The organism is Microbacterium testaceum StLB037 (assembly GCF_900104345.1).
GTDB classification, from domain to species: Bacteria; Actinomycetota; Actinomycetes; order Actinomycetales; family Microbacteriaceae; genus Microbacterium; species Microbacterium testaceum_A.
In genome coordinates this window covers 56,514-82,336 of the sequence record NZ_FNJN01000003.1, presented here as the reverse complement: position 1 = coordinate 82,336, position 25,823 = coordinate 56,514, and the positions used below count along the sequence as shown (strand labels likewise).

25 protein-coding genes are annotated in these 25,823 nt (G+C 70.4%); 14 read left to right on the top strand and 11 right to left on the bottom strand.

What is annotated here, in order from left to right; all coding sequences use genetic code 11:
• The first annotated feature begins 40 nt into the window (after window positions 1-40).
• A complete protein-coding gene (locus tag BLS25_RS17145; protein WP_442586994.1) occupies window positions 41-691 on the top strand; it encodes a TetR/AcrR family transcriptional regulator in 651 nt (216 codons plus the stop codon).
• 127 nt (window positions 692-818) lie between these two features.
• Here BLS25_RS17145 and BLS25_RS06610 read toward each other — a convergent pair whose 3' ends face one another.
• Genes BLS25_RS06610 through pdhA form a run of 3 tightly spaced genes read right to left on the bottom strand, consistent with a single transcriptional unit; the run spans window position 819 to window position 4,482 of the window.
• Entirely contained in the window at window positions 819-2,309 is a 1,491-nt protein-coding gene (locus BLS25_RS06610) for a dihydrolipoamide acetyltransferase family protein (RefSeq protein ID WP_074694873.1), read from the bottom strand.
• Window positions 2,306-3,349 (bottom strand): alpha-ketoacid dehydrogenase subunit beta, encoded by a 1,044-nt coding sequence (locus BLS25_RS06605; RefSeq protein WP_056232049.1) that lies wholly within the window; start codon window positions 3,347-3,349, stop codon window positions 2,306-2,308. Before BLS25_RS06605 ends, BLS25_RS06610 begins: the two co-directional genes overlap by 4 nt.
• Window positions 3,346-4,482 carry a pyruvate dehydrogenase (acetyl-transferring) E1 component subunit alpha gene (pdhA, locus tag BLS25_RS06600; RefSeq protein WP_056232422.1) on the bottom strand — a complete coding sequence of 379 codons (1,137 nt, stop codon included), beginning with the start codon at window positions 4,480-4,482 and terminating at the stop codon, window positions 3,346-3,348. The genes BLS25_RS06605 and pdhA overlap by 4 nt, the downstream gene beginning before the upstream one ends.
• A 174-nt stretch (window positions 4,483-4,656) precedes the next feature.
• Here pdhA and BLS25_RS06595 point away from each other — a divergent pair, with 174 nt between their 5' ends.
• Entirely contained in the window at window positions 4,657-5,130 is a 474-nt protein-coding gene (locus BLS25_RS06595) for an Lrp/AsnC family transcriptional regulator (protein ID WP_056232426.1), read from the top strand.
• Between the two features lie 15 nt (window positions 5,131-5,145).
• Here BLS25_RS06595 and BLS25_RS06590 read toward each other — a convergent pair whose 3' ends face one another.
• Window positions 5,146-6,138 carry an EamA family transporter gene (locus BLS25_RS06590; protein ID WP_074694872.1) on the bottom strand — a complete coding sequence of 331 codons (993 nt, stop codon included), beginning with the start codon at window positions 6,136-6,138 and terminating at the stop codon, window positions 5,146-5,148.
• A gap of 71 nt (window positions 6,139-6,209) precedes the next feature.
• On the opposite strand from BLS25_RS06590, the gene BLS25_RS06585 reads away from it, so the two are divergent.
• Window positions 6,210-6,764 (top strand): CGNR zinc finger domain-containing protein, encoded by a 555-nt coding sequence (locus BLS25_RS06585; RefSeq protein ID WP_056232055.1) that lies wholly within the window; start codon window positions 6,210-6,212, stop codon window positions 6,762-6,764.
• Here the strand turns inward: BLS25_RS06585 and BLS25_RS06580 are convergent.
• The gene (locus BLS25_RS06580) at window positions 6,761-7,633 is read right to left on the bottom strand and encodes an alpha/beta fold hydrolase (RefSeq protein WP_056232059.1); all 873 of its coding nucleotides are present in this window, start codon (window positions 7,631-7,633) and stop codon (window positions 6,761-6,763) included. The two genes, BLS25_RS06585 and BLS25_RS06580, sit on opposite strands and share 4 nt — an antisense overlap.
• 247 nt (window positions 7,634-7,880) lie before the next feature.
• Here BLS25_RS06580 and BLS25_RS06575 point away from each other — a divergent pair, with 247 nt between their 5' ends.
• The 3 genes from BLS25_RS06575 (at window position 7,881) to BLS25_RS17140 (ending at window position 12,998) form a co-directional block, all read left to right on the top strand.
• Window positions 7,881-8,615 (top strand): exonuclease domain-containing protein, encoded by a 735-nt coding sequence (locus BLS25_RS06575; protein WP_074694871.1) that lies wholly within the window; start codon window positions 7,881-7,883, stop codon window positions 8,613-8,615.
• A gap of 344 nt (window positions 8,616-8,959) precedes the next feature.
• Window positions 8,960-11,254, top strand: coding sequence for a M1 family metallopeptidase (locus BLS25_RS06570; RefSeq protein ID WP_176786330.1), 2,295 nt, complete (start codon window positions 8,960-8,962; stop codon window positions 11,252-11,254).
• A gap of 412 nt (window positions 11,255-11,666) precedes the next feature.
• Complete coding sequence (locus tag BLS25_RS17140) at window positions 11,667-12,998, top strand: carbon-nitrogen hydrolase family protein (protein ID WP_256335549.1); 1,332 nt, start codon at window positions 11,667-11,669, stop codon at window positions 12,996-12,998.
• Between the two features lie 75 nt (window positions 12,999-13,073).
• Here the strand turns inward: BLS25_RS17140 and BLS25_RS06560 are convergent, their stop codons facing one another.
• The 3 genes from BLS25_RS06560 to glgA all read right to left on the bottom strand — a co-directional run bounded on the left by BLS25_RS06560 (window position 13,074) and on the right by glgA (window position 15,582).
• On the bottom strand, window positions 13,074-13,325 hold the full coding sequence (locus BLS25_RS06560) for a type B 50S ribosomal protein L31 (protein ID WP_013586710.1): 252 nt from the start codon (window positions 13,323-13,325) through the stop codon (window positions 13,074-13,076).
• Window positions 13,326-13,460: 135 nt separating this feature from the next.
• The gene (locus tag BLS25_RS06555) at window positions 13,461-14,243 is read right to left on the bottom strand and encodes an ABC transporter ATP-binding protein (protein WP_056232080.1); all 783 of its coding nucleotides are present in this window, start codon (window positions 14,241-14,243) and stop codon (window positions 13,461-13,463) included.
• A gap of 148 nt (window positions 14,244-14,391) precedes the next feature.
• Window positions 14,392-15,582, bottom strand: coding sequence for a glycogen synthase (gene glgA, locus BLS25_RS06550; RefSeq protein ID WP_074694869.1), 1,191 nt, complete (start codon window positions 15,580-15,582; stop codon window positions 14,392-14,394).
• Window positions 15,583-15,658: 76 nt separating this feature from the next.
• On the opposite strand from glgA, the gene glgC reads away from it, so the two are divergent.
• The gene (glgC, locus tag BLS25_RS06545) at window positions 15,659-16,903 is read left to right on the top strand and encodes a glucose-1-phosphate adenylyltransferase (protein WP_056232086.1); all 1,245 of its coding nucleotides are present in this window, start codon (window positions 15,659-15,661) and stop codon (window positions 16,901-16,903) included.
• An 83-nt stretch (window positions 16,904-16,986) separates the two neighbouring features.
• Here glgC and BLS25_RS06540 read toward each other — a convergent pair whose 3' ends face one another.
• Window positions 16,987-17,460 (bottom strand): S-ribosylhomocysteine lyase, encoded by a 474-nt coding sequence (locus tag BLS25_RS06540; RefSeq protein WP_056232089.1) that lies wholly within the window; start codon window positions 17,458-17,460, stop codon window positions 16,987-16,989.
• Between the two features lie 327 nt (window positions 17,461-17,787).
• Here BLS25_RS06540 and serB point away from each other — a divergent pair, with 327 nt between their 5' ends.
• Both serB and BLS25_RS06530 read left to right on the top strand, forming a co-directional pair.
• Entirely contained in the window at window positions 17,788-18,429 is a 642-nt protein-coding gene (gene serB, locus BLS25_RS06535; protein WP_074694868.1) for a phosphoserine phosphatase SerB, read from the top strand.
• Window positions 18,430-18,524: 95 nt separating this feature from the next.
• Window positions 18,525-19,202 (top strand): alpha/beta fold hydrolase, encoded by a 678-nt coding sequence (locus tag BLS25_RS06530; RefSeq protein WP_074694867.1) that lies wholly within the window; start codon window positions 18,525-18,527, stop codon window positions 19,200-19,202.
• A gap of 299 nt (window positions 19,203-19,501) precedes the next feature.
• On the opposite strand, the gene fabG is transcribed toward BLS25_RS06530, so the two are convergent.
• Complete coding sequence (fabG, locus tag BLS25_RS06525) at window positions 19,502-20,212, bottom strand: 3-oxoacyl-ACP reductase FabG (protein WP_056232098.1); 711 nt, start codon at window positions 20,210-20,212, stop codon at window positions 19,502-19,504.
• A 135-nt stretch (window positions 20,213-20,347) separates the two neighbouring features.
• Here fabG and BLS25_RS06520 point away from each other — a divergent pair, with 135 nt between their 5' ends.
• From BLS25_RS06520 to BLS25_RS06505, 4 genes are all read left to right on the top strand, one after another.
• Window positions 20,348-21,061 (top strand): DUF4190 domain-containing protein, encoded by a 714-nt coding sequence (locus tag BLS25_RS06520; protein ID WP_081349721.1) that lies wholly within the window; start codon window positions 20,348-20,350, stop codon window positions 21,059-21,061.
• A 128-nt stretch (window positions 21,062-21,189) separates the two neighbouring features.
• Window positions 21,190-21,558: a DUF3099 domain-containing protein gene (locus tag BLS25_RS06515; RefSeq protein ID WP_074694866.1), complete on the top strand. Its 369-nt coding sequence runs from the start codon at window positions 21,190-21,192 to the stop codon at window positions 21,556-21,558.
• Window positions 21,555-21,761 (top strand): hypothetical protein, encoded by a 207-nt coding sequence (locus BLS25_RS06510; protein ID WP_056232102.1) that lies wholly within the window; start codon window positions 21,555-21,557, stop codon window positions 21,759-21,761. The genes BLS25_RS06515 and BLS25_RS06510 overlap by 4 nt, the downstream gene beginning before the upstream one ends.
• Before the next feature lie 123 nt (window positions 21,762-21,884).
• Window positions 21,885-22,769, top strand: coding sequence for an SURF1 family cytochrome oxidase biogenesis protein (locus BLS25_RS06505; RefSeq protein WP_074695149.1), 885 nt, complete (start codon window positions 21,885-21,887; stop codon window positions 22,767-22,769).
• Window positions 22,770-22,917: 148 nt separating this feature from the next.
• Here BLS25_RS06505 and BLS25_RS06500 read toward each other — a convergent pair whose 3' ends face one another.
• A complete protein-coding gene (locus tag BLS25_RS06500; RefSeq protein WP_056232437.1) occupies window positions 22,918-24,516 on the bottom strand; it encodes an ABC-F family ATP-binding cassette domain-containing protein in 1,599 nt (532 codons plus the stop codon).
• A 267-nt stretch (window positions 24,517-24,783) separates the two neighbouring features.
• Here BLS25_RS06500 and BLS25_RS06495 point away from each other — a divergent pair, with 267 nt between their 5' ends.
• The gene (locus BLS25_RS06495; RefSeq protein ID WP_056232106.1) at window positions 24,784-25,821 is read left to right on the top strand and encodes an iron-siderophore ABC transporter substrate-binding protein; all 1,038 of its coding nucleotides are present in this window, start codon (window positions 24,784-24,786) and stop codon (window positions 25,819-25,821) included.
• Window positions 25,822-25,823 lie beyond the last annotated feature (2 nt).

Below are 25,823 nucleotides of genomic sequence, written 5' to 3'. Positions count from 1 at the left end.
CACCGCCCGCGACCGCGCGAAGGCCGATCGTCGCGCCGCCCTGCTCGCCGCCGCGGCGCGCCTGTTCGCCGAGCGCGGCTTCGACGGTGTGACCCTCGGCGACATCGGCGAAGCGGCCGGGGTGAGCGGGCCGGCGGTATACCGCCACGTCGCGGGCAAACAGGCGTTGCTCGGTGCGATCCTCGTCGACGTCAGCGAGCGGCTGCTCGAGGGCGGGCGCCGAGTCGCGAAATCCGCCGCCGCGAACACATCCGCGGAGCCCCCGCCCGACACGCCGCCCGCGACCACCCCCACCCGGCGTGTCGCCGAATCCCCCCGCGATCGTGCATACAAGGCATCCGCCCCGCATGGTGCCGATGACTCCGACGCCGTGCTCCGCGCGCTCGTCGACTTCCACGTCGCGTTCGCGCTCGCCGAGGCCGACGTGATCCGCGTGCAGGACCGCGACCTCGACCGCCTCTCCCCCGACGACCGCCGCACGGTGCGCCGCCTGCAGAACGCGTACGTCGCCGTGTGGACCGAGGCGCTCGCCACCGCGCATCCCGATGCCGAAACTCCCGCCGAGCGGCGCGTGCGAGCCCTGGCGTGCTTCGGTCTGATCAACTCGACGCCGCACAGCGTGCGCGGCGTGCCCGCGGCTCGCGTGCGCCCGACCCTGACCCGCATGGCGCTGGCCGCGCTGACGGCCTGACTCCCCGACGCGCGCCCCGGAGCCTGCACCCGCCCGCAACCGCAGCAGAACAAAGGTGCCGAGGGCGACCACTCCCTCGGCACCCCGTCGGTGCACCGCGCGACGGACTCACCGCCGCGGGGTTCGCTCAGCGCAGCAGCATCGCCCGCCCGGGCTCGCGCAGCACGCCGGCGACGTCGGTGAGGAATCGCGCCGCCTCGGCTCCGTCGACCAAACGGTGGTCGAACGAGAGGCTGAGGGTCAGCACGTCGCGCAGGGCGATCTCGCCGTGGTGCTCCCACGGCGTGCGCCGCACGGCGCCGACCGCGAGGATTCCCGCTTCGCCGGGGTTGAGGATCGGCGTCCCGGCATCCACTCCGAACACGCCGACGTTGGTGATCGAGAAGGTCCCTCCGGTCATGGCGGCCGGAGCGGTGCGTCCGGCGCGAGCCGTGGCGGCGAGCTCGGCGATCGCGTCGGCGAGGTCGACGAGGTCGAGCCGGTCGGCATCCGGGATCACCGGAACCACGAGACCGCGATCGGTCGCGGCGGCGATCCCCAGGTTCACGTAGTGGTGCTCGACGATCTCACCCGCCGCCTCATCCCACTTCGCGTTGAGCGCGGGCGTGCGCCCGAGCGCCAGGCACACGGCCTTCGCGACGATCGCGAGCACGCCGATGCGGTGCCCGTCGAGCGCGCGGTCGGTCTTGAGCGAGGCGAGCAGCTCGGTCGTCGCGGTGACGTCGAGGGTGAGGAACGTCGTCGCGTGCGGAGCCGTGAACGCGCTCTGCACCATCGCCGCGGCCGTGTGCTTGCGCACGCCGCGGATCGGCGTGCGCGTCACCCGGTCGCCGGACAGGCTGGTCGGGGGGACCGTCGACGTGGGAGCGGGGGCGGAGGCCGTGGCCGCGCTCACCGGGCCGCGCGCCACCGTCCCACCGGGGTGCACTACGGCGGATGCTGTGACCTCGGGCATCGCCGAAGTGCGCGCCGCGAACTCCTCGACGTGGCCGCGCGTCACCATCTCGCCCGGGTGCGCGGCGGCGACCAGCACGAGGTCGACCCCGAGGTCCTTCGCGAGCTTGCGCACCGGCGGGGTCGAGCGCGGACGCTCGAGCGGCAAGTCGATCGGCCCGGTCTTGACGACGTCGTGCGGAGCGGCCTCGCGCACGGCGTGGTCGGACTCGATCACCGCGGTCCCGCCTCCGCGCGCGCGTCGCTTCGGACGGTTGCCGGATGCCGGAGCGGCGCCGTACCCGACGAGATTCGGGGTCGCGCGGGCGGCGATGTCGTCGGCGGGAGCGTCGAGCGGCGCGTCGGCGACCGTCTCGACGGCCGCGCCCGCCCCGGCCTCTCGGGTCGTCGCAGCAGAGGGGGCCGCCGGGGTAGCGGCATCCGCCCCGCCCAGGTCGAACGACACCAGGGGCGATCCGACCTCGACGACGTCTCCGGCCGCGGCGTGCAGACCCTGCACGGTGCCGGCGTACGGCGAGGGGATCTCGACGATCGCCTTCGCCGTCTCGACCTCGGCGATCGTCTGGTTGAGGGTGACCGTGTCGCCCTCGGCCACATGCCACTGCACGATCTCGGCCTCGGGAAGGCCCTCGCCGAGGTCGGGAAGTAAGAACTCCGCGATCATCGAACGCCTCCTTCGACGGTCACGGCGGATGCGCCGCCGGTGGGCGAAGAGCCCGCACCGCGCTCGAGCACCAGGTCCACCGCGTGCAGGATCCGATCCAGGTCGGGCACGTGGTGCTTCTCGAGCTTCGACGGCGGATAGGGGATGTCGTGCCCGGTGACGCGCCGCGGCGGCGTCTCGAGGTAGTGGAAGCACTCCTCGGTGATGCTCGCGATCAGCTCCGCGCCGACTCCCGCTTCGCGCGCGGCCTCGTGCGTGACGACGACGCGTCCGGTCTTGCGGACGGATGCCGCGACCGTGTTCATGTCGATCGGCGACAGCGAGCGCAGGTCGATGACCTCGAGCGAGATGCCGTCGTCTTCGGCGGCGACGGCGGCATCGAGGGCGGTGCGCACCTGGGCGCCGTAGGTGACGATCGTGGCATCCGTGCCCTCGCGGGCGACGCGCGCGAGGTGCATCGGCGGGGCGTCGGCGAGGTCGGCGTCGAGGTCGACCTCACCCTTGGAGTGGTACAGGCGCTTGGGCTCGAAGAAGATCACCGGGTCGTCGGAGGCGATCGCCTGCTGCAGCATGACGTAGGCATCCTGCGGGTTCGAGGGGGCGATCACGCGGAGTCCGGCGGTGTGCACGAAGTACGCCTCGGGCGACTCGGAGTGGTGCTCGGCCGCGCCGACGCCCCCGGCCCACGGGATGCGGATGACCAGTGGCATCCGGATGCGACCGTTGCTGCGGTAGTGGAGCTTCGCGACCTGGCAGACGATCTGGTCGAAGGCCGGGTAGACGAAGCCGTCGAACTGGATCTCGACGACGGGCCGGTAGCCGCGCAGCGCGAGTCCGACGGCCGTACCGACGATGCCGGCCTCGGCGAGCGGGGTGTCGACGACGCGCTGCGCGCCGAAGCGCTTCTGCAGGCCGTCGGTGACGCGAAAGACACCGCCGAGCTTCCCGATGTCCTCGCCCATGAGCAGGACTTTGTCGTCGTTCTCGAGCGCCTTAGACAGGCCCGCGTTGATCGCGGACCCGAGGGTGAGGGAAGTCATCGCGCGCCCTCCTGCTCGAACCCCGCGAGGTAGTCCATGTACTCGGCTTTCTGCCGTTCGACCGCTGCATGCGGTTCCGCGTACACGTGGTCGAACATGGTCTCGGGGGCCCGGGTGGTGGCCCCGATGCACGCGGCGCGCACCTCTGCGGCGAGAGCGTCGGCGGCACGGGCGACCTCGTCCGTTCCGGAGTCGTCGAGCATCCCCTCGGCGCGCAGGTAGGCCTCGAGCCGGGCGATCGGGTCGCGCTGCGCCCACTCGTCGACCTCGGCGGCGTCGCGGTAGCGCGTGGGGTCGTCGCTCGTGGTGTGCGGACCCATGCGGTAGGTCACGGCCTCGATGAACGAGGGTCCTTCGCCACGACGGGCGCGGTCGAGGGCCCAGCGCATGGCCGCGACGCAAGCGAGGGCGTCGTTGCCGTCGATGCGGAGGCTCGGGATGCCGAACCCCGGCGCCCGGCCCGCGATCGGGTACTTGGCTTGGACGGTGACGGGCTCCGAGATAGCCCATTGGTTGTTCGAGCACACGAACACCACGGGGGCGCGGAACGACGAGGCGAAGACCATCGCCTCGTTGACGTCGCCCTGGCTCGTCGCCCCGTCGCCGTAGTACGCGACGGCGACGTCGGTCGAGCCGTCGCGTTGAGCGCCCATCGCCCAGCCGGTGGCGTGCAGTGACTGCGCGCCGATGATGATCTGGGGAGGCGCCGCGTTGATGGTGGTGTGGTCGTAGGCGGAGTGCTCTTCGCCGCGCCAGGCCAGGACGTAGTCAGCGGGCTTGGCACCGCGGCCCAGCAGCACTCCGTGCTCGCGGTAACTGGGGAAGACGAAGTCTCCCGGGGCGAGGGCGTGGGCTGTGCCGACCTGGGTGGCCTCCTGTCCACGGCACGGTGCCCAGAGGGCGAGCTGTCCTTGGCGCTGCAGGGCGACGCCCTCGGCATCCAGCCGACGGGTGAGGACCATGTCGCGGTGGAGGGCGCGCAACTCGTGCGGCGAGAGATCGGCGACCCAGGGATCGAGGGTGTCGTCGGCGATCCGGGAGCCGTCCGGCTCGAGGAGGCGGAGCACGTCGTCGACGGCGTCGTGGTCGTCGGCTCGTCCTGTCGAAGAGCCTCGGGTCTGGGTGTACGTCATCGTCATCCCTCCAGTGCGGCCCGGGCTCCTCGTGAGAGCCGGGGCGTACGGATGCCGGCAGCACCGCCGACGAGGCCGACCGTACGCGCGGAACGCACCCCGCTCAAGACCTCGCCGTCATATTGAGCATCGTGCCCACCGTGACCGACCTTCACACTGCTAATGTTTCGCACCATGAGCAAGCTCGACGCGGTCGACCTCGACCTCCTCCGCGCCCTGTCCGCCGATCCGCGCGCCACCGTCGTCGCGCTCGCCGAGAAACTCGGACTCTCCCGGAACACCGTCCAAGCGCGCATGAGCCGCCTGGAACGCGGGGGCGTCTTCCTCTCGTACGAACGCACGCTGTCGGCCGAGGCTCTGGGCTTCCCCATCGAGGCGTTCCTGCAGGTGACCGTTCGGCAGGCGGAGCTGCCGGCGATCCGTGCGGAGCTCGCCAAGGTGCCCGAGGTCCTGCAGGCGCACGGACTCAGCGGTCAGGTCGACCTGCTCGTGCGCGTGGCGTGCCGCGACACCCAGCACCTGTTCGACACCGACGCCCGGATCCTGGCCATCGAGGGTGTCGAGCGCACCGAGACGTCGCTCGTGATGGGCGAGGTCATCGGCTACCGCGTCGGCCCACTGATGCAGCTGGCACGCGAGGAGATTTAGTTTTCTCCGGCGTTTCTACGGCGCCGGCACCACCGGGATGCTTGCCGTCTCCGTGCTCTGCTCGCTCGGGCTCCCGGCATCCATGCGCACGAGCACCACGCCCACGAGGATCAGCGCGCCGCCCACGAACTGGACCGGCGCCGGCGTCTCACCGAGCAGCAGCCACGCGAACCCGAGCGCGAACAGCACCTCGCTGAGTCCCACGAACGATGCGAGACGCGAGCCGATGAGCGGCACCGCGATCACCCCGAGCGCGTAGCCGACGGTCGTCGCCACGCCGCCCACCCACAGCAGCGGCAGGATGCCGGGGAGCTCGAGTCCCGCAAGCGACACGGTGATCGAGGGGGCGGCGAAGGGCAGGACCCCGGTGGCCACCAGCACGCCCATGAGCAGGGTTCCGGTGAGCAAACCGCCCGCGGCGAGGGCGAGCGGGGGGAGGTCGTCGCCCGCGCGCCCGGCGATGACGAAGTAGGCCGCGGCGCAGACCGCCGCGCACAGCGCGAAGATCGTGCCGAGAAGGTCGAAGCGCGCCCCGCTGATGTCGACGACGAGCACGAGACCGGCCATCGCGACGACGGAGCCGATGAGCACCGCCTTCGACGGGGAGCGTCGGGTGCGCACCCAGACCGCGATGACGATGAGCACCGGCGCGATGTACTGGATGAGCAGGGCGACGGCGACCGGCATCCGCTGCATCGCGGCGAAGTAGAAGAGCTGGCAGCCGGCCACGGCCGTGAGCCCGAACGCGACGATGAGCAGCCCGTGTCGGCGGAGGAATCCGCGCTGACGGCGGATGGCGAGGATCAGCGCGGGCGAGAGCAGTAGGGCGGCGAGGCCCATGCGCACGAGGAGCACCGCGCCGAGAGACCAGCCGCCGTCGAGCAGCGGTTTGACGAACGGGCCGCTGGAAGAGAACGCCAGGGCCGAGGCGACGGCGATCGCGAGGCCGGTGACGGCGGTGGATCCGCGGTGGGTGGGACGCGGAAGGGTCACGGGAGACGTGGTCATGGGGGCCTGCTGTCACGAGTGAAGGGGGTTTACACTCGTGACAGTACGGCCTCTACCTGTCAGGAGTCAACGTGGTCTTCATTCGTGACACCGAACTGGTGCTGCGCGCCGCCGTCGAACTTGTGAACACCCTGCCGCACACCGAGGTGAGCGGGGTCGACACCCTCGTCGACGTCGCGGAGCTCGAGGCCTTCACCGACCGTCACGGCTACACCGGTTCGCGCACGCGCGACGCCCGCGAGCTCGCCGCCGTCCGCGGCATCCGCCCCCGTCTGCTGGAGCTGTGGAGTGCGGATCGCGACGGGGCCGTCCCCCTGGTGAACGCCATGCTCGCCGATGGGCGCGCGCTCCCCCAGCTCGTGCGCCACGACGGACTCGACTGGCACATCCACGCGAGCGACCCCGCGGATCCCCTGGCGACGCGCATCCTGGTGGAGTCGGCATTGGCCTTCGTCGACGTCATCCGCGCCGATGAGTACGCGCGCGTGCGCGTCTGCGAGGCGGACGACTGCGAGGGCGTGTACGTCGACTTCTCGAAGAACGGATCGAAGCGCTACTGCGACGCGGGCAACTGCGGCAACCGGATGAACGTGAACGCGTACCGCAAGCGCCGAGCCGAGGCCTAACCGAGGAACTCCGCGATCGCCCGCGCCGCGGCCTGCGGGGTCTCGTAGTGGATCAGGTGGCCGACCTCGGGAATCTCGACGAGCCGGGCGTCGGGGAACAGCGTCGCCAGGTGCCGCTCGGCCTCGATCGGGGTGATGTCGTCCTTCTCGGCCGCGATGAGCAGCGTCGGCTGCGCGATGCGCGGGGCGAACTCGCGCACGTCGTGCGAGACGCTCGTGACGAAGGCCTCGTGCAGCACGTCGCGGTCGGCGAAGCGCGAGAAGTACTCGTCGTGCTGTTCGTGCACGAAGCGCCGCAGGCCGGGGTCGCGCGTCTTGGCCATGGCGTTGCTCATGACGCGCACGATGAGCCCGTTGCGCAGCAGTCCCTCGCCGATCGCGCGTGGCAGCTTCGCCCCGGCGAGGTAGTAGAACACCGCGAGACGGGTCAGGATCCCGCGAGGACCCTCGAGCGCGGGTGCCCCGATCGGGTTGACGAGGATGAGCCGGGGCGTCGACAACCCGCCCGCCACCGCCGCGGACGACACGATCGAACCGAACGAGTGGCCGAGCACGACGGCATCCGGAGCGACGCTCTCGACGAACGCGCGCAGCCAGGCGGCGTAGGTGTCGAGGTCGTGCGGGCGTCCGTCGAGGGGCGCGGTCTCGCCGAACCCGGGAAGGTCGGGAGAGACCACCCGGATGCCGGGAAGATGCGCGACCACCGGATCGAGCCCGTGGTGCTCGCCGCGGAAGCCGTGCACCGCGACGATCGTCGTCTCGGCGGCGTCGTCACCGTAGACCCAGTACGCCGTGGTGCCCCCGAGAACACTCGCCTCGCGCCGCACGACGGGGATCTGAGCGAGGCGGTCGGCGTAGGGGTTCGGCATGGGTCGAGTCTACGAGGGGGGATCCGACATCTCTTCTCCGGACCACCGCCGGTGGCACGCTTCGGCCCTCCCCACCTCGCGGAGGCGTCCGTGGAATGCCCTTCACCGCGGGGTCTGCGCCGCGCCCTCGCCCCACCCACGACGACTCCGGCCGCGTGGGACCTGCGTCGCGCCCGAGCCCACGGCATCCACCCCCGTTCCTGCGCGCCTCGACGGCGATGTCGGAGGCCCGCTCTAGCGTGAGCGCATGACCACGTGGCAGGCCGAGCCGCTCCCCCTCTTCCAGACGCCCGAGTGGGCGCGCCTCGTGGGCGTGTTCGACCTCGAGACGACCGGGATCGACGTCGAGAACGATCGCATCGTGACCGCGCACGTGGGTGTCCTCGACGCCGACGGCCGCGTCGTCGACGCCCGCGACTGGCTCGCCGACCCGGGCGTCGAGATCCCCGCGGGGGCCGCGGCGATCCACGGGATCTCGACCGAACGCGCTCGTGCCGAGGGCGCCCCCGCACCGCGGGTGGTGGCCGAGGTCGTCGAGGCTTTGGGGGCGCTCTTCGCCGCCGGCATTCCGGTCGTCGCCTACAACGCGCCCTTCGATTTCTCGATGCTCAAGAACGAGGCCGTGCGCCACGGCGTGGCACCGATCGCCGCCCCTTCCCCCGTCATCGACCCCCTCGTCGTCGACAAGACCTTCGACCGCTACCGCCGCGGCAAGCGCACGCTCTCCGTCGTCGCCGAGCACTACGCGGTTCCCCTCGAGTCCGCGCACGAGGCCTGCGCCGACGCCGTCGCCGCGGGCCGGCTCGCCCTCGCACTCGCCGAAAAGTTCGGCCCGTGGCTGCCCCCGACCCTCGACGAGCTCCACACCCGCCAGATCGGCTGGGCGCGCGCCCAAGCCGAGAGCCTCACGGAGTACTTCGTGAAGATCGGTCGGCTGGATGCCACGGCTCCCGCGATCGACGGGGCGTGGCCGATTCGCTGAGCCCGGTCGGTGCGCTCCCGCCGCATCGCGCGGCGTCGTCGTCGGCCGTGACGTCTCCGCCTCGTCCGCCCACGCCGCCGAGCTGATCCGAGGCTGCGCGACTCAGCATCCCCTATGCATCACCTGTGACAGATCCTGTCCTCGTTCGACACGCCGCCGAAACGTGCCGCCCCTACGGTGGCGACAACCATCTCGGCGGCGCTCTTTCGGACGACGCTGCCGCATCTTCTGAACGGACGACAGAACCCATGCGCCAGGCTCCGCCAGCTCCGCCCTCGCACCCTCCCCTTCTCCACCAGTCCGTCCGGTTCCTCGGAACCGCCGCGCTCGCGGCGGGGCTCGTCGTGTCATCAGTCGCCGCGGTCACCCCGGCGCTCGCTGCCGACCCCGTGGACGGCGCGCGCACCTCGGGCGACGCCATGTTCCCGAACGTGGGCAACGGCGGCTACGACGCCCTCGACTACGACATCGACCTCGCGTGGACCCCCGACGCGGTTCAAACCGGCTCCGTCGTGGCCGGCTCCATCGTCGCGACCTCGACCATGACCGCCCGCGCCGCCGAACCGCTGCGCAGCTTCTCTCTCGACTTCGAGGGACTCGTGGTCGACTCCGTGACGGTGGACGGCGCGCCCGCTGCGTGGCTGCGTGAGACCGACGCCGCTGCGATCGCACACAAGCTCGTCGTGACCCCCGCCACCCCGGTTTCCGGTGAGTTCCGCGTCACGGTCGCCTATCACGGAGTCCCGCAGGCCCACGTCGACGCCGACGGCTCGTACGAAGGGTGGAACCCCACGACCGACGGGGCGACGATGCTCGGTCAACCGGTCGGCAACATGACCGGGTTCCCGCACAACAACACTCCGGGCGACAAGGCGACCTACTCGATCTCGCTCGATGTCCCGACCACCCTCTCTGACGCGACCGGCGCGGGAGCGGCCCCGGCCGCCGCCGTCAGCAACGGCGAGCTGCTCTCGAAGACGCCGTCGACCGACGGCACCCGCACGACCTGGGCCTGGCAGCAGACGAAGCAGATGGCATCCGAGCTGCTCATCATCTCGATCGGCCGCTACGACGTCATCGAATCATCGGTGACGCTCACCGACGGCAGCACCATTCCCGCGTGGTCCTTCGTCGACTCGACGTCGACGACCGCCAACAAGGCGACCGTGACCACGGCGGTGAGCCAGCTCGGCCCGATCATCCGCAACCTCGAGTCCGTGTACGGGCCCTACCCGGGCCGCAGCGCCGGCGTCGTCGTGGACCGCGTGCCGCGCGGCATCAACTACGCGCTCGAGACGCAGGACCGCTCCTTCTTCCCGACGCGTATCGGTTTCAGCACCCTCGTGCACGAGCTCGCGCACCAGTGGTACGGCAACAATGTGTCTCCCACGACGTGGACCGACATCTGGATCGCCGAGGGCATGGCGACCTGGTCCGAAAGCTATTACGCCGGCAGCGACGGGTTCGGTGCGGGCACTCCGTCGCGCGAGGCGCAGTTCGACGCGTGGAACAGCGCCCCCGCGGGCGATGACAGGTGGACCATTGCGCCGGGTGCGCAGACCGACTCGGCTTCGCTGTACGACTACCAGACCTATGATCGCTCGGCGCAGTTCTGGGCGGCGCTGCGCGTCGCGATCGGCGACGACGCGTTCTTCCCGGTCGTCACGCAGTGGCAGCTGCGCAACGCTGGCACGAGCAGGACCGGCGCCGACCTCCTCGCTCTCGCCGAGGAGCTCTCCGGCCGTGACCTGCAGGCGTTCTACCGGGACTGGATCCTGAATGCCGACAAGCCCGCGTGGCCCGACCAGTTCACGCTCGCGCTGTCCACGAGCGCGACCGCCCCACTCGAGCGCGGCGGCTCGGCGAGCTACACCCTCACGGCGGAGAACACCGGACTCGTCCCGCTCGCCTCGTCGACCGCGAGGCTCGATGTCCGCGGCATCCTGGATCGGGCCTCCATCGACCAGACGGCTTTGCCCGCCGGCGTGACCCTGACCGGCGATGTTCTCGTCTGGACCATTCCGGCGACGGATCCGGGACGGACGGCCACGACGACGTTCGCGGCGACAGTGGCCGAAGACGCCTCGGGCGGAGCGCTGACCACCGAGGCCGCCGCCAGCCTCGGCGGAACGTGCGCATCGTGCGCGAGCACCCTTGCCGTGCAGGAGTACCCGGTCGACGCGCAGGCGCCGATCATCACGGGCGACACGGCGGCCGGTGCGACGCTCACGGCGACCACCCCCGGGTGGACCGAAGGCACGTCGTTCGCGTATTCCTGGGCGGTCGACGGAACCCCGATCCCGGATGCCATGACCCCGACCTTCACGATCCCCGCCGCCGCCGTCGGACGGACGGTGACGGTGACCGTCACGGGCAGCCTCGCCGGGTATGTCGCCCAGTCGCGCACGAGCGCGCCCTTCGGCCCGGTCGTCGCAGCGATCGTGCCCGCGCCTTCACCTTCGCCGTCGGCATCGGGAGCCGCCGTCGCCTCGCCCCCTCGCGGGCAGCTCGGAGCGACCGGCTCCGAAGCACCGATGGCGGCGATCATGTGGGCTCTCGCGGCTCTCGTCGGCGGCTCGGTGCTGTCGGTGGCAGCGGTACGACGCCGGCGTGGCGCTCGTCGGGTCGAATCGGTCTGAGCATGTCGTGAGGATCGCCCCCGCCCCGGGTTGCCGGGTCCGGGGGCGATCCGTCGTGAGTCGGCCGGCTGTAGCCGCCTCCGTCACCCGTCTCACCCCGGAAGCGGGCGAGGCGGTGGCGATCGAGGGAACGGTCGCGCTCTGGTTCGCGGCGCGGCGCTCGCCTCTCGGCGAGCAGGACACGGCTGTCCCCTTTACGGAACGGTCGATGCTTCTCGATCGGCGCGGCGGAAGGTCGCCTCGCGGCGCGGTCCCGATGCGCGACGCGCGAGGCTGAGGCCCTTGCGACGGGCGCCCGCGCCAGGGGCTGACGGAGCGACCCGAGGTGCTCGATCGGACGCCCTCCCCACGGCCGTGGCTCCGCCGAACCGACCCTCGACTCAATGTCGGAGGTCACCGATAGCGCTCTGCCATGACCCGCACCGCACACTCCGAAGGCCGGCCGACGCCGGTGTTCCGGGAGTGCGACGGGGCCCCGTGGCCGAGCGACGACGAGCTCGAACTCGAGACAGAGTGGGCGGCTTTCCACGAGAGCGGCGATGTCGAGTGGTGGACGGGCGAAGAACCCGCGCAGTCGGGCGAGGCATCTTCTGCAGCCGTCCCGGCCGCCACTCCGGGCGGAGCGACGTCGTCCGGCACCAGCGACAGTGACGACGGCTGGTCGATAGACGACCTGCTCTCGCCGCTCGACGGTGGCGCCGCCGCGGTCTCTGACATCGATGCGCGGCTGGGCCACCTCGAGTGCGTCGTCAACGACAGGCAGCGGGCAACCGCCGACGAGTACCGCTTGATTCTGGCGATCCTCGACGACGCCGCCTTCGACCCCACTCCCTGGGTCGGTCCCGACCCTACTCTCGACCGCGCGTGGAACGATCCCCGCGGATGTACCCCCGGCGCTGTGCGTCGCGATCGCATCGACCTCGCTGAGCGCGCCGCCGTCGCCGAGGTCGCCGTCCGCCTGCGTCTGTCCGAGCAGACCGTTCGGACGAGGGCCGCCCACGTGCGGACGCTGGCCGTCGGTTGCCCGCAGCTGTGGACCGCCTTCAGCGAAGGCCGCGTCTCCGAGAAGCACGCGGTCGACGCAGCTCGACTGGCGTCGACGCTCCCCGCGGGCGATGACGCCGCCTTCCAGCGCTTCGACGACGAAGCGTGTCCGCAATCGCTCGTCCTCCCCCCGGCGAAATTCGCGGTTGCTGCTCGCGCGATCCGCTTCTTGTTCATGCCCGGTCGACCCGCGCACCCGGTCTACGCCAAGCAACACCTGCATGCGCCCGAGCGCGCGATCTTCAGTCCGGGCACCGGCGGGTTCTCGTTTCGGGTGGGCGACGTCGAGCTCGCCCTGTCCGTCTGCTACGACGCCAATTTTCCCGAACACGCCGCCGCCGCGGCCGCCGCCGGAGCCACGGTCTATCTCAACAGCGGGGCGTACTTCCCAGGCGGGGAGCGCCGTCGGGACCTTCACCTCGCGGCTCGCGCCCTCGATAACGGCATTTATGTCGTGTTCAGCGGTCTCGTCGGTGCTCCGAGCGACTTCATCGGAGGCTCAGCGATTTTCGACCCTCTCGGGCGTCGTGTCGCCCACGTCGTCGAACGCGAGGGTCTGGCCATCGCCGACATCGACCCCGCCGTCGTGCAAGAGGTCCGTCGCGATCAGCGCATGTGGATCGACCGCCGAGACGACCTGGGGTCCTTCGATCGCTCCGGACTCGTCGCACTGCAACCCGGCAGCGCGCCACGCTCCTGAAGCGAGCCCCCGCACACAACGCGAAAGCCCCCCGTCCCAAAGGACGAGGGGCTTTCGCTGCGAGAACCGCTGGGCTCAACGACCGCCGAAGTTCTTGAAGCGCTGGTTGAACTTCTCGACGCGACCGGCCGAGTCCATGATGCGCTGCTTGCCCGTGTAGAAGGGGTGCGAAGCGGACGAGATTTCCACGTCGATGACGGGGTACTCCACGCCGTCGAGCTCGATCGTCTTGTCGCTGGACACGGTCGAACGGGTGAGGAACGTGTCGCCCGAACCGAGGTCGCGGAACACGACGGCCTTGTACGTGGGGTGGATGTCAGTCTTCATGGGAGGTCCTTTGAGAAGTGGTGTCCTGGATTCTGCCAGGACGTCAAAGTCTGCGGCGCCGATGGCACCAACGGGAGAGTCTACCAGGCCCGAACGCTGCCCCGACACGAAGGCGCCGCCGCGAGGTGAAGCGGCTCAGACGGCTCGCGCCGCGTACCGCCCGGCTTCGTGCGTGAGTGCGATCTCGAGCCCGAACGTCTTCGTGAGGTTCTCGGCCGTGAGGGCTTCCTGGAGGGGCCCGGATGCCACGACCTCGCCGTCACGCAGCAGCAGAACGTGCGTGAAGCCGACGGGGATCTCTTCCACGTGGTGCGTGACCATCACCATCGCGGGCGTTGTCGGCGCCTGCGCGTAGCCCGACAGCAGGGCGAGCAGCTCTTCGCGCGCGCCGAGGTCGAGGCTCGCGGTGGGCTCGTCGAGCAACAGCAGCTCGGGGTCGGTCATCACGGCTCGCGCGATCTGCACGCGCTTCTGCTCGCCGTCGCTGAGGGTTCCGAACGTGCGGTCGGCGAGGTGATCGAGCTTCCACTCGGCGAGCACGCGCAGCGCGCGACGCTCGTCGATGTCGTCGTAGTCCTCGCGCCAGCGACCCACGACCGAGAACGCGGCCGTCAGCACGACGTCGAGCACGGTCTCTTCCGGCGGCACGCGACGCGCCATCGCCGACGAGGCGAAGCCGATGCGCGGACGCAGCTCGAACACGTCGGTGCGGCCGAGACGCTCACCGAGGATCGTCACCGAACCCGAGGTCGGGTGAAGCAGGGTGTCGGCGAGCTGGAGCACCGTCGTCTTGCCCGCGCCGTTCGGCCCGAGCACGACCCACCGCTGGTCGTCCGACACCTCCCAGTCGAGGTGGGACACGATGTCCCGCGCGTTCCGGCGGACGACGACGTCGGAGAACTCGAGCACCTGGGGCATGGCTCTAGCCTACTGTCCGAGACAGCGGCATCCGGATGCCACGCGGCCCCTGTGGACAGTGCCTGACACATCCGCGCGCGTCGCGCATGACCGCCCCGGCGATCCGCCACTGCGCCGCCGAAACGCCCCGGCCACCGAGGCGGACGCCCTACTTTCCTGCGACCTCCGCGTACAGCGCGGCGGTGGTCTCCGCGATCGCGGCCCAGCTGAAGTCCTCGACGGCTCGCGTGCGCCCGGCCTCTCCATAGGCCCGGGCCTTCTCGGCATCCATCACGACCTCCGTGAGGACGCGGGCGAGGTCGTCGACGAACCGCTCGGGATCGACGGGCGTTCCCGTTCCGTCCTGCACCTGCTCGATCGGCACCAGGCGCCCGGTCACGCCGTCGACGACGACCTCGGGAATGCCCCCGGTCGCCGTTCCGACGACCGCAGCCCCGCACGCCATGGCCTCGAGGTTCACGATGCCGAGCGGCTCGTACACCGAGGGGCAGACGAACGTGGTCGCCGCGGTGAGGATCGCGCTGAGCTCGTTGCGCGGCAGGAGCTTCTCGATCCACACGACCCCGTCGCGGGTCGCCTGCAGCCCGCGCACCAACTCCTGCACCTCGGCCATGATCTGCGGGGTGTCGGGAGCACCGGCGCACAGGATCAGCTGCACCTCGGGCGGCAGCTGCTCCGCCGCGCGCAGAAGGTACGGCAGCCCCTTCTGACGGGTGATGCGACCGACGAAGACGACCGAGGGGCGCGACGGATCGATGCCCTGCGACGCCAGGAACGCGTCATCCGACACCGGATGCCACGACTCGGTGTCGATGCCGTTGTAGATGACGCGCACCTTGTCGGGATCCAGCGAGGGGTAGCTGCGCAGGATGTCGTCGCGCATGCCGGAGCTCACCGCGACGACGGCGGCCGCCCCCTCGTACGCGGTCTTCTCGATGTAGCTCGACACGGCGTATCCGCCGCCGAGCTGCTCGGCCTTCCACGGGCGCAGCGGTTCGAGGCTGTGCGCGGTGACCACGTGGGGAATGCCGTGGAGGAGGGATGCCAGGTGCCCGGCGAAGTTCGCGTACCAGGTGTGCGAGTGCACGACGTCGGCGCCCGCGATGTCCGAGACGATCGCGAGGTCGGTGCCGAGGGTCTGGATCGCACCGTTCGCCGACGCCAATTCGGCGGGCACGCCGTAGGAGGTCGTGTCGGACTCGTCGCGCGACGCGCCGAACGCGCGGACCTGCACCTCGGTGCCCTCGGCGCGCAGCGCCTTGACGAGTTCGGTGGCGTGGACCCCGGCTCCCCCGTAGATCTCCGGCGGGTACTCCTTGGTCACGATGTCGACGCGCATGAGACGAACCGTAGTACAGCGCAAGGCGCGCCGCAGACGTGTTTCCGCTCGCCCGCCGGAGCCCTAGGGTGGTGCCATGCCTGCAGCGCCGAAGGTCTTCGGAATCATCCTCGCCGGCGGCGAGGGAAAGCGACTCATGCCCCTGACGGCTGACCGCGCCAAACCCGCCGTGCCCTTCGGCGGTCAATACCGCCTCATCGACTTCGCGATCTCGAATCTCATCAATTCGGGGCTGCGTCAGCTCGTCGTGCTGACGCAGTACAAGTCGCACAGCCTCGACCGACACATCTCGCAGACGTGGCGCATGTCGCCGATGCTCGGCTCGTACGTCGCCTCGGTCCCCGCCCAGCAGCGTCTCGGCAAGCGGTGGTTCTCGGGTTCGGCCGACGCGATCCTGCAGTCGATGAACCTCATCCGCGACGAGAAACCCGACATCGTCGTCGTCATCGGCGCCGACCACGTGTACCGCATGGACTTCAAACAGATGCTCGACGCCCATATCGCCTCCGATGCACGCGCGACGGTCGCCGGCATCCGTCAGCCGATCTCGCTCGCGAACCAGTTCGGCGTCATCGACACCGACCCCAGCGACCCGACGAAGATCCGCGCGTTCCTCGAGAAGCCGCAGAGCCCCGCGGGCCTCGCCGACTCGCCGCACGAGGTGCTCGCCTCGATGGGCAATTACATCTTCGACGCCGACGCTCTCGTCGACGCCGTCACGCACGACGGCGAGCTGCCCACCTCGGCGCACGACATGGGCGGCGACATCGTCCCCTACTTCGTCGACCGCGGTGAGGCGGCCGTCTACGACTTCCAGCGCAACGACGTGCCCGGGTCCACGCCGCGTGACCGGTCGTACTGGCGCGACGTCGGCACGATCGAGTCGTTCTACGACGCGCACATGGATCTGATCTCGACCCTGCCGATCTTCAACCTCTACAACAACGACTGGCCGATCTTCTCGCAGACCTTCAACGCCCCTCCGGCGAAGTTCGTGCGCGACTCGGTCGGCCGCATCGGCAACGCGATCGACTCGATCGTGTCGCTGGGCTCGGTGCTGTCGGGAACCCACCTCGAACGCAGCGTCGTCGGACCGTGGGCCCTCGCCGGGGGTGGCTCGACCATCACCGACTCGGTGCTGTTCGACAGCGTCCAGGTGGGCGCCGGGGCGCGCATCCACCGCGCGATCCTCGACAAGAACGTGGTCCTCGAGCCCGGGGCGACCATCGGCGTCGATCGCGAGCGCGACCTGGCCCGTGGTTTCACCGTCACCGAGACGGGCATCACCGTCGTCGGCAAGGATGTCCACGTCCACGCGTGATTCCCGCTGCCGGGGATTCCGGATGCCAGAAGGGGCGGTGACCGGGATGGTCACCGCCCCTTCTGGCATCCGGAACCGAGGTTCTACACTCCGACGCGCTCGAACGCGTCGCGCGAGATGCCCTTGGCGAGGACCTCCTTGGACCACTCCTTGGCGGTGTGCAGGCTGTGGTCGCGGTAGTTGCCGCAGCTGAACGCGTCGGTTCCGGGGACGTCGTCCCACTGCACGTCGTCGACGATGGCGCGGAGCGAGCCGGTGATCGCGTCGACGAGGTCGCCCACCGAGGGCTCTCCCCACATGATCACGTGGAAGCCCGTGCGGCAGCCGAACGGCGAGATGTCGATGAGGCCGTCGATCCGGTCGCGCACGAGGCTCGCGAGCAGGTGCTCGATCGTGTGGAGACCGGCCGTGGGGATCTCCTGCTCGTTCGGCTGCACGAGGCGCAGGTCGAAATTCGAGATGACGTCACCTCGCGGGCCCGACTCTGTGCCGATGAGGCGCACGTAGGGCGCCAGGACGGCGGTGTGATCGAGGGTGAAGCTTTCGACGTCGGCCATGCGAGGTCCCTTCTGGAGAAGCGGGGTACCGCAGAAGCCTACGGTGGGTGCGGTGCGAGATGACCCCGCGTGACGCCGCCCGGATGCGTGGCGCGGGGTCCTCGGGAACCCGCGCGTCGGCTCGCTGGCGTCGGGCACGTGCCCGCGACCGCAGGTCACCCGCACGACGGACCACCGTGCCGACCCGCTGGCGTCGGGCACGTGCCCGCGACCGCAGGTGACCATCACGACACGCGACCGCACCGACCCGCTCGCGTCGAGCACGTGCCCGTGACCGCAGGTCACCCGCACGACGGACCACCGTGCCGACCCGCTAGCGTTGAGCGCGTGCCTGTGACCGCCCGATTCCTCGTCGTCCTCGACGCCGATTCCACGCTGATCCGCAACGAGGTCATCGAACTCCTCGCCGACGAAGCCGGCCGAGGCCCCGAGGTGGCCGCCGCCACCGAGGCCGCCATGCGCGGTGAGGTCGACTTCGCGACGAGCCTGCGCTCCCGCGTGCAGGCGCTCACCGGCGTGCCCACCGAGGCCTTCGCGCGTGCCATCGCCCGTATCGAGCCCACGCCCGGCGTCCGCGATCTGATCACTGCCGTTCACGTGCGCGGCGGAATCGTCGGCGTCGTGTCGGGCGGCTTCCACGAAGTCCTCGACACGGTCGCCCCCGAGCTCGGCGTCGACCTCTGGCGCGCGAACAGGCTCGGCGCCGTCGACGGCACCCTCACGGGAGAGGTCGAGGGAGAGATCGTGGATGCCACGGCCAAGGCCGACACGCTCCGTCGCTGGGCAGAAGAGCTCGGCGTCCCCCTCCCCCTCACGTTCGCGATCGGCGACGGGGCGAACGACCTCGAGATGATGGCGACCGCGGGGCTCGGACTGGCGTTCAACGCCAAGCCGGCCGTGCGCGAGCGGGCGGATCTGGTGATCGGCCCCGTCGACCTCGCCCACGTCGTCGCACTGCTCCCCCGCTGAGCGGATCGGGCTCGGTTCCTCGCCGGCGCGCGCGGAGTCGCCTGCCTCCGCACGGTACCCTTCCCGATGTCGAAGGCCCGTTCTACGCTCGCCGCATGGACGTCATTCTGGTTCCCGGTCTCTGGCTCGACGCGTCGTCGTGGGACGACATCACCCCCGCCCTCGAGGCGGCAGGTCATCGTCCGCACCCCGTGACCCTGCCCGGGCCCGCGGTGGGCGACCTCGTGATCGACGACTGGGTCGACGCCGTCGTCAGCGAGATCGACCGTCTCGGCGAGAACGTGGTGCTCGTCGGGCACTCGGGCGGCGGCAACGTCGTGTGGGGCGCGGCGGATCGGCGACCCGCACAGGTCGCGCGCGTCATCCTCGTCGACACGATCGTCCCGCACCCGGGCGCGATGATCTCGGAGTTCCCCGTCGAAGACGGAGTCGTGCCCTTCCCCGGGTGGGATTTCTTCGACGATGACGACGTCGCCGACATCGACGACGAGACACGTCGGCGGACCGCGCAGCAGGTCGTCGACGTTCCGGGCCGCGTTCCGACGTCGCCGATCACGTTGACCGACGAGCGGCGGTTCGCGATCCCCGTCACGATCCTGTCAGGGCAGCTCGATGCCGAGTCGCTCCACCGCGTCCTGGCCGACTGGGGGGCCTACGCCGAAGAGGTCGAATGCATCGAGAGCGTCGAAGTCGTCACGCTCGACTCCGGCCATTGGCCGCAGTTCTCGCAGCCGCAGAAGTTCGCCGAGACGCTCGCCGCCGCCGTGCGGTGAGACGGGCACTGCGCCGCACGAGAGCTCTCCCGGCGGCGAGGCGCGACGCGAGCCCCGACGCGAACCCCAGGACGCCGGAGAGCACCCCGGCGAGTCTCGCGGTCAGTGGCCCATGCCCATATGGCGCCCGGGAACCGCCGCGGTCACGACTCGGCGGAGCGCGCGGATCAGCGCCCTACGCCCAGCCGCCAACGCGAATCACTGCGCCGGACACCCCGGCGAGTCTCGCGGTCAGTGACCCATGCCCAGCTGGCGCACCCGGGGATCGTCGCGGTCACGCCTCGGGAGAGCGCTCGCGGTCAGTGGCCCATGCCCAGGCCGCCGTCGACGGGGATCACGGCGCCCGAGATGTAGGCGGCGTCATCGCCGGCGAGCCAGGTCACGACGCCGGCCACCTCGTCGGCCGACGCGAAGCGCCCGGCGGGGATGTTCTTCTTGTACTCGGCCTGCGTGTCAGCGGGGAGCTCGGCGGTCATGTCGGTCTCGATGAAGCCCGGGGCCACCACGTTCGCGGTGATCCCGCGACCTCCGAGTTCGCGGGTCAGCGACCTCGCGAAACCGACGAGAGCACTCTTCGAGGCGGCGTAGTTGATCTGACCGGCCGAGCCATACAGACCGACGACGCTCGAGATGAGGATGACGCGACCCCAGCGGGCCTTGAGCATGCCCTTCGAGGCGCGCTTGACCACGCGGAACGCACCCCCGAGGTTCGTGTTCACCACGCTGTCGAAGTCGTCTTCGCTCATGCGCAGCAGCAGGGTGTCCTTCGTGACCCCGGCGTTGGCCACGACCACGGCGATCGGGCCGAGCTCAGCCTCGACCTGGGTGAAAGCGGCGTCGACGGTGGCGGCGTCGGTCACGTCGGCACGCACGGTCAGCGTTCCCTCGGGGCCCTCACCCGAGCGGGCGGTCACGGCGACCTTCCACCCCTCGGCGACGAAACGCTCGGCGATGGCTCGACCGATGCCCCGGTTTCCTCCGGTGACGACGACGACGCGGTCCTGGGACATGGTGAGACTCCTGCGCTTGCGATGACGGAACCGGCCCAGCCTACCGAGGCCGCCCCGATCGCCTCGCGCAGCAAGGTTTGACACGGGGTCAGCGGCGCTGGAACGCTGGGAGGACGCGCGACGAAAGGGGCTCCCGTGAGCGACGACCGCACCACCGACCCGCAGCATCCCGACAACACCGGGTCCGACAGCAGCTCGGGAGGCGACAACTCGTCGTCCCCGTACGCTCCGCAGAGCGACGGCGTCCCCGGGTACGACTCCCCCGCGGCACCGGCGACTCCGCCCTACGAGGCGGCCGGGTCATCGGCATCCGCTCCGCCCTACGGCTCCTCGACGGAGGGCTCCGCGACCGGCGGCGCTGCCCCCTGCGGCACCCCGGCCCCGGACGCCCCGGCGTACGGCACCCCCGCCGCCCCGGCATACGGCACCCCCGCGCCCCCGGCCTCCGGCACGCCCGCACCCGAGGCACCCGCCTACGGAGCCCCGGCGTACGGTCAGCCCACGACCTCGACCTACGGGCAGCCCGCGTACGGCACCCCGAACGCGGGGTACGGCTACGGCGGCGGCTACATCGCCCCCGCGCGCACCAACGTCCTCGCGATCATCTCGCTCGTGGCATCCCTCGTCGGTTTCGTCCTCATCCTCCCGGTGGTCGGATCGATCGCCGGTGTGATCATGGGCCACATCTCGCTCAAGCAGATCAAGGATCGGGGCGAGCGCGGCCGCGGCATGGCGCTCGCCGGCGTCATCATCGGGTACGTCACGCTGCTGTTCGTCATCCTGTTCGTGATCGGGATCTCGATCCTCATCGCGAGCGCAGGGACCAGCGGCGCGCGCTACGGCGCCTGACCTTCGGCGGCGGGTCCGCCGGGTGCCTCGCGCCCCGGCGACCCGCCCTCGACGGCTTGTTACGACGTCGAACGGTCCGCGCAAGGCCGCGCCCTGCCCCACCGCCGCGGGCGTACCCTGATACCACTGTGAAGACATCGCACACCGCCCAGTCCGCGACGTCGCTCCCCAAGGCACCGAGGGAGGACGCCGACTCCCGCTTCGCCAAATACATGGTGATGATGGGCATCCGTATTGCGTGCTTCATCGCGATGGCCGTGATCACGCCCTACGGCTGGTACACCTTCGTGTTCGCCGCCGGGGCGATTTTCCTTCCCTACCTCGCGGTCATCGTCGCCAATGTCGGCGCCGATCAGGGGTCCGCCGAGGCGATCAACCCCGAACGGGCGATCGAAGCTCCCGCGGCGACTCCCGCCCCCGCGGCGGCGGCCGATGGCCCCATCGTCATCCGCATCGCAGAGACCCCGCGCCTCGAGTCACCGCGCGACCCGTCGTGACCGACGAGCCCGCGGAGTGCTCGCGGGCCGGATGCCGAGACACCGCCGCCTGGGCGATCCGCTGGCGCAACCCGCGCATCCACTCCGCTGACCGCCGCAAGACCTGGGTCGCGTGCGACGAACACGTGTCCTACCTCAGGGAGTTCCTCAGCGCCCGCGACTTCCCCGTCGAGGTGTCAGCCCTTTCGAGAGATCGCGCGTGAGCGCCGCGCCGACCGACGTACCCTGGAAGACGTGGTCAGCTCTGTCGAAGTGCATGCGCGCGGTCGCCTCACGCCCGTGAGCTCCGCGGCGGCGAACGGAGACGCCTCGTGAGCGCGCGAGAGATGCCGGCCGCCGGGCGCTGGGCCATCTACGTCGGAATCGCGATCCTGTTCGCGATCGCGTGCGGGTTCTTGTCGAACTGGCAGTTCTCGCGCAACGCCGAACGCAGCGAGCAGTTGCAACTCGTGGCCGACAATTACGACGCCGCCCCCGTCCCGCTCGGCGAGCTCCTCGCCCCGGGGGCCGAGATGAACCCCGGCGACGAGTGGCGCCCCGTGCGCATGGAGGGGCAATACCTCGCCGACGAGCAGCTCCTGGTCCGCAACCGCGCGCACGGCGGTTCGGCGGCCTACGAGCAGCTCGTCCCCTTCCGCCTCGACGACGGCCGGACGTTCCTGGTCGATCGCGGGTGGCTGCCGCCGGGCAACCGGCAAGCGGAACCCGACGAGATCCCCGCGCCGCCCCAGGGCCAGGTGAGCGTCGAGGTGCGCCTCCGCCCCGAAGAGGCCGCGCCGACCTCGGGGCGGACCGCTGAGGCCGGTCAGGTCCCGACGATCAACCTCGGTCTCGTCGCGGAACAGACCGGACCCCTCGAGCAGGGTGCCTACGGTCTGCTCATGTCCGAGACGCCGGCGCCGGCGACCACGCCCAACACGGTCGACCCGCCGAGCAACGACCCCGGGCCGTACCTGTCCTACGCCGTGCAGTGGATCCTGTTCGCCGTGATGGGGTTCGGCTTCATCACCTACGTCATCGTGAGCGAGCGCAAGCTCCGCCGCGAGGAAGCGGATGACGAGGACGACGACGTTCTGCCCGAACCGATCCCCGCGCCCGAGAGACCCGCGGGCGAGAAGCGCCGCGTCGATCCGGTCGCCCTTCACCGGGCGCGGAAGCGGCCGAAAGATCGCGACGCCGACGACGAGGATGCCCTGCTCGACGCGCGGTGAGCGCGGGAGGGGATCCCGAGGAATCGGCGGACCCGCACAGCGATCGGTCTCGAGCGGAGGGCCGAAGGCCCCGACGCCAGCGTGATCACACCCGCGTGATCGCGGTCCCAGATGTCCTCGACAGCACCGACCCCGAGGACGATCCCGATTACGCCAGCGTGATGAGGTCCGCGTAATCGCGACCCCAGATGTCCTCGACACCGTCGGGCAGGATCAGCACGCGCTCGGGGTTGAGCGCCTCGACGGCGCCCTCATCGTGCGAGACGAGCACGACGGCGCCCTCGTAGTGCGACAGGGCGCCGAGGATCTCCTCGCGCGAGGCGGGGTCGAGGTTGTTCGTGGGCTCGTCGAGCAGCAGCATGTTCGCCGACGACACCACGAGCGTCGCGAGCGACAGGCGCGTCTTCTCTCCGCCCGACAGGACACCCGCGGGCTTCAGCACGTCGTCGCCGACGAAGAGGAACGAGCCGAGCACCTTGCGGGCCTCGGTCGCGGTGATGTGCGGCGCCGACGACATCATGTTCTCAAGCACCGAGCGATTCACGTCGAGGTTCTCGTGCTCCTGCGCGTAGTACCCGATCTTCAGGCCGTGGCCCGGCTCGAGCTGTCCGGTGTCGGGCTGGTCGACGCCGGCGAGGATGCGCAGCAGCGTCGTCTTTCCCGCACCGTTCAGGCCCAGGATGACCACGCGCGAGCCGCGGTCGATCGCGAGGTCGACGTCGGTGAAGATCTCGAGCGACCCGTACGACTTCGACAGACCGGATGCCATGAGCGGGGTCTTGCCGCACGGTGCGGGCTTCGGGAAGCGCAGCTTGGCGACGCGCTCGTCCTGACGAACGTCGTCGAGGCCCGACAGCATCTTCTCGGCGCGGGCGACCATCTGGTGCGCGGCCGCGGCCTTCGAGGCCTTCGCGCCGAAGCGCGCGGCCTGCAGCTGCAGCGCCGTGGCCTTCTTCTCGACGTTGACGCGCTCCTTCTTGCGGCGCTCCTCGTCGGCCACGCGCTGGCGCAGGTAGTTCTTCCAGTTCATGTTGTAGACGTCGATGACCTGGCGATTGGCATCCAGGTAGAAGACCCGGTTGACGGTCTCGCCGACGAGCTCGACGTCGTGCGAGATCACGATGAGCCCGCCCTTGTAGCCCTTCAGGAACTCGCGCAGCCACACGACGCTGTCGGCGTCGAGGTGGTTGGTCGGCTCGTCGAGGATCATCGTCTGGGCGTCCGAGAAGAGGATGCGCGCGAGCTCGATGCGGCGGCGCTGACCACCCGAGAGGGTCTTCAACGGCTGGTCGAGGATGCGGTCGGGAAGAGAGAGGTTGTGGGCGATGGATGCCGCTTCGGCCTCGGCCGCGTATCCGCCGGCCGACTCGAACTCCTCGGTGAGGCGGCCGTACTTCTTCATCGCCTTCGCCGCGACGGCGGGGTCGTCGTCGCCCATCGCCATCGACGCCTCGTGCATGCCGAGGGCGAGCGAGCCGAGCCCGCGCGCGTCGAGGATGCGCGTGCGCGCGAGCATCTCGGGGTCGCCCGAGCGGGGGTCCTGCGGCAGGTAGCCGAGCTCGCCGACGCGGTCGACGCCGCCGTTCGAGGGGAGCAGATCGCCGGCGAGCACCTTGGTCAAGGTGGTCTTCCCGGCTCCGTTGCGCCCGACGAGGCCGATCTTGTCGCCGTCGGAGACGCGGAACGCCACGTCTGACATGAGCACGCGGGCACCCACGCGGATCTCGAGGTCGTGCACGGCGAGCACAGCGAACGTCCGTTCTTCGGGGATGAGGAAGCAGGCCGACATGGCCAGCCACCCAGTATAAGACGCGCCCCTGCATGCCCGCCGACAGCGTGGATTTCCCGCGGGCCCGAGGACCCACCGCGGCCGGATGTGCCGAGAAGCCGATGCCGGATGCCGTTACCTCGACGCCGAGACGTTCGCCCGGGTTCGCGGCATCCCGGTTTGCGTTCTCCCCCGAGGCCTGAACTAAACTAAGCCTATCCTTACCTAACACGCAGGAGGCTCTTCGTGTCCCGATTCCGCGCACTGGCGGCACTCGCCGTCGGTACCGCCCTCGTCCTGACCGGCTGCGCCGGTACCTCAGCCGCCCCCGGCGCGCAGGAAGGGTCGTCGACGTCCGCAACGGGGTCCTTCCCCGTCACGATCGACCACGCCTTCGGCGAGACCACGATCGAGGCGGAGCCGAAGCGCGTCGTCACGGTCAGCTGGGGCAACCAAGAGGCCGCGCTCGCGCTCGGCGTCGTGCCCGTCGCCATGCCGAAGGTCACCTGGGGTGACGAAGACGGTGACGGCATGCTCCCCTGGGTCAAGGACAAGCTCGACGAGCTCGGCGCCCAGACGCCCACGCTCATGGACGAGACCAACGGCTTCGACTACGAGGCGATCGCCGACGCGAAGCCCGACGTCATCCTGGGCGCGTACTCGGGCATGACGCAGGAGCAGTACGACACGCTCAGCAAGATCGCCCCCGTCGTCGCCTTCCCCGAGATCGCCTGGGGCACCACATGGCAGCAGATGACCCTGACGGATGCCAAGGCCCTCGGCCGCGAAGACCAGGCGCAGCAGCTGGTCTCCGACCTCGAGAAGCACGTGACCGACGAGTCCGCCACCTACCCGGCTCTGGCGGGGAAGAAGGCGCTGTTCACTTACATCGACCCGACGGACCTCAGCACCGTCGGCTACTACTCGACCAAGGACCCGCGCGCGACGTACCTCGACGAGCTCGGCCTGGTGCCCTCGTCGGCCGTCGAAGCCTCCAGCGCCACCGGTGACACCTTCTGGTTCACCGAGAGCACCGAGAAGATCGAGAACTTCTCGGACGTCCAGGTCCTCACCGGCTACGGCACGGACGCGACCCTCGCGCAGCTGCAGGCCGACCCGCTGTGGTCGCGCATCCCCGCGATCGCGAACGGTGCGGTGGCGTTCCTGCCCGACAACACCACTATGGCCGCGGCCGGCAACCCCAGCCCGCTGTCGATCGGCACGTCCTACGGCGACGACTACATCGCCCTCGTGGGCAAGGCCGCCGAGAAGGCCGCGTCCTGATG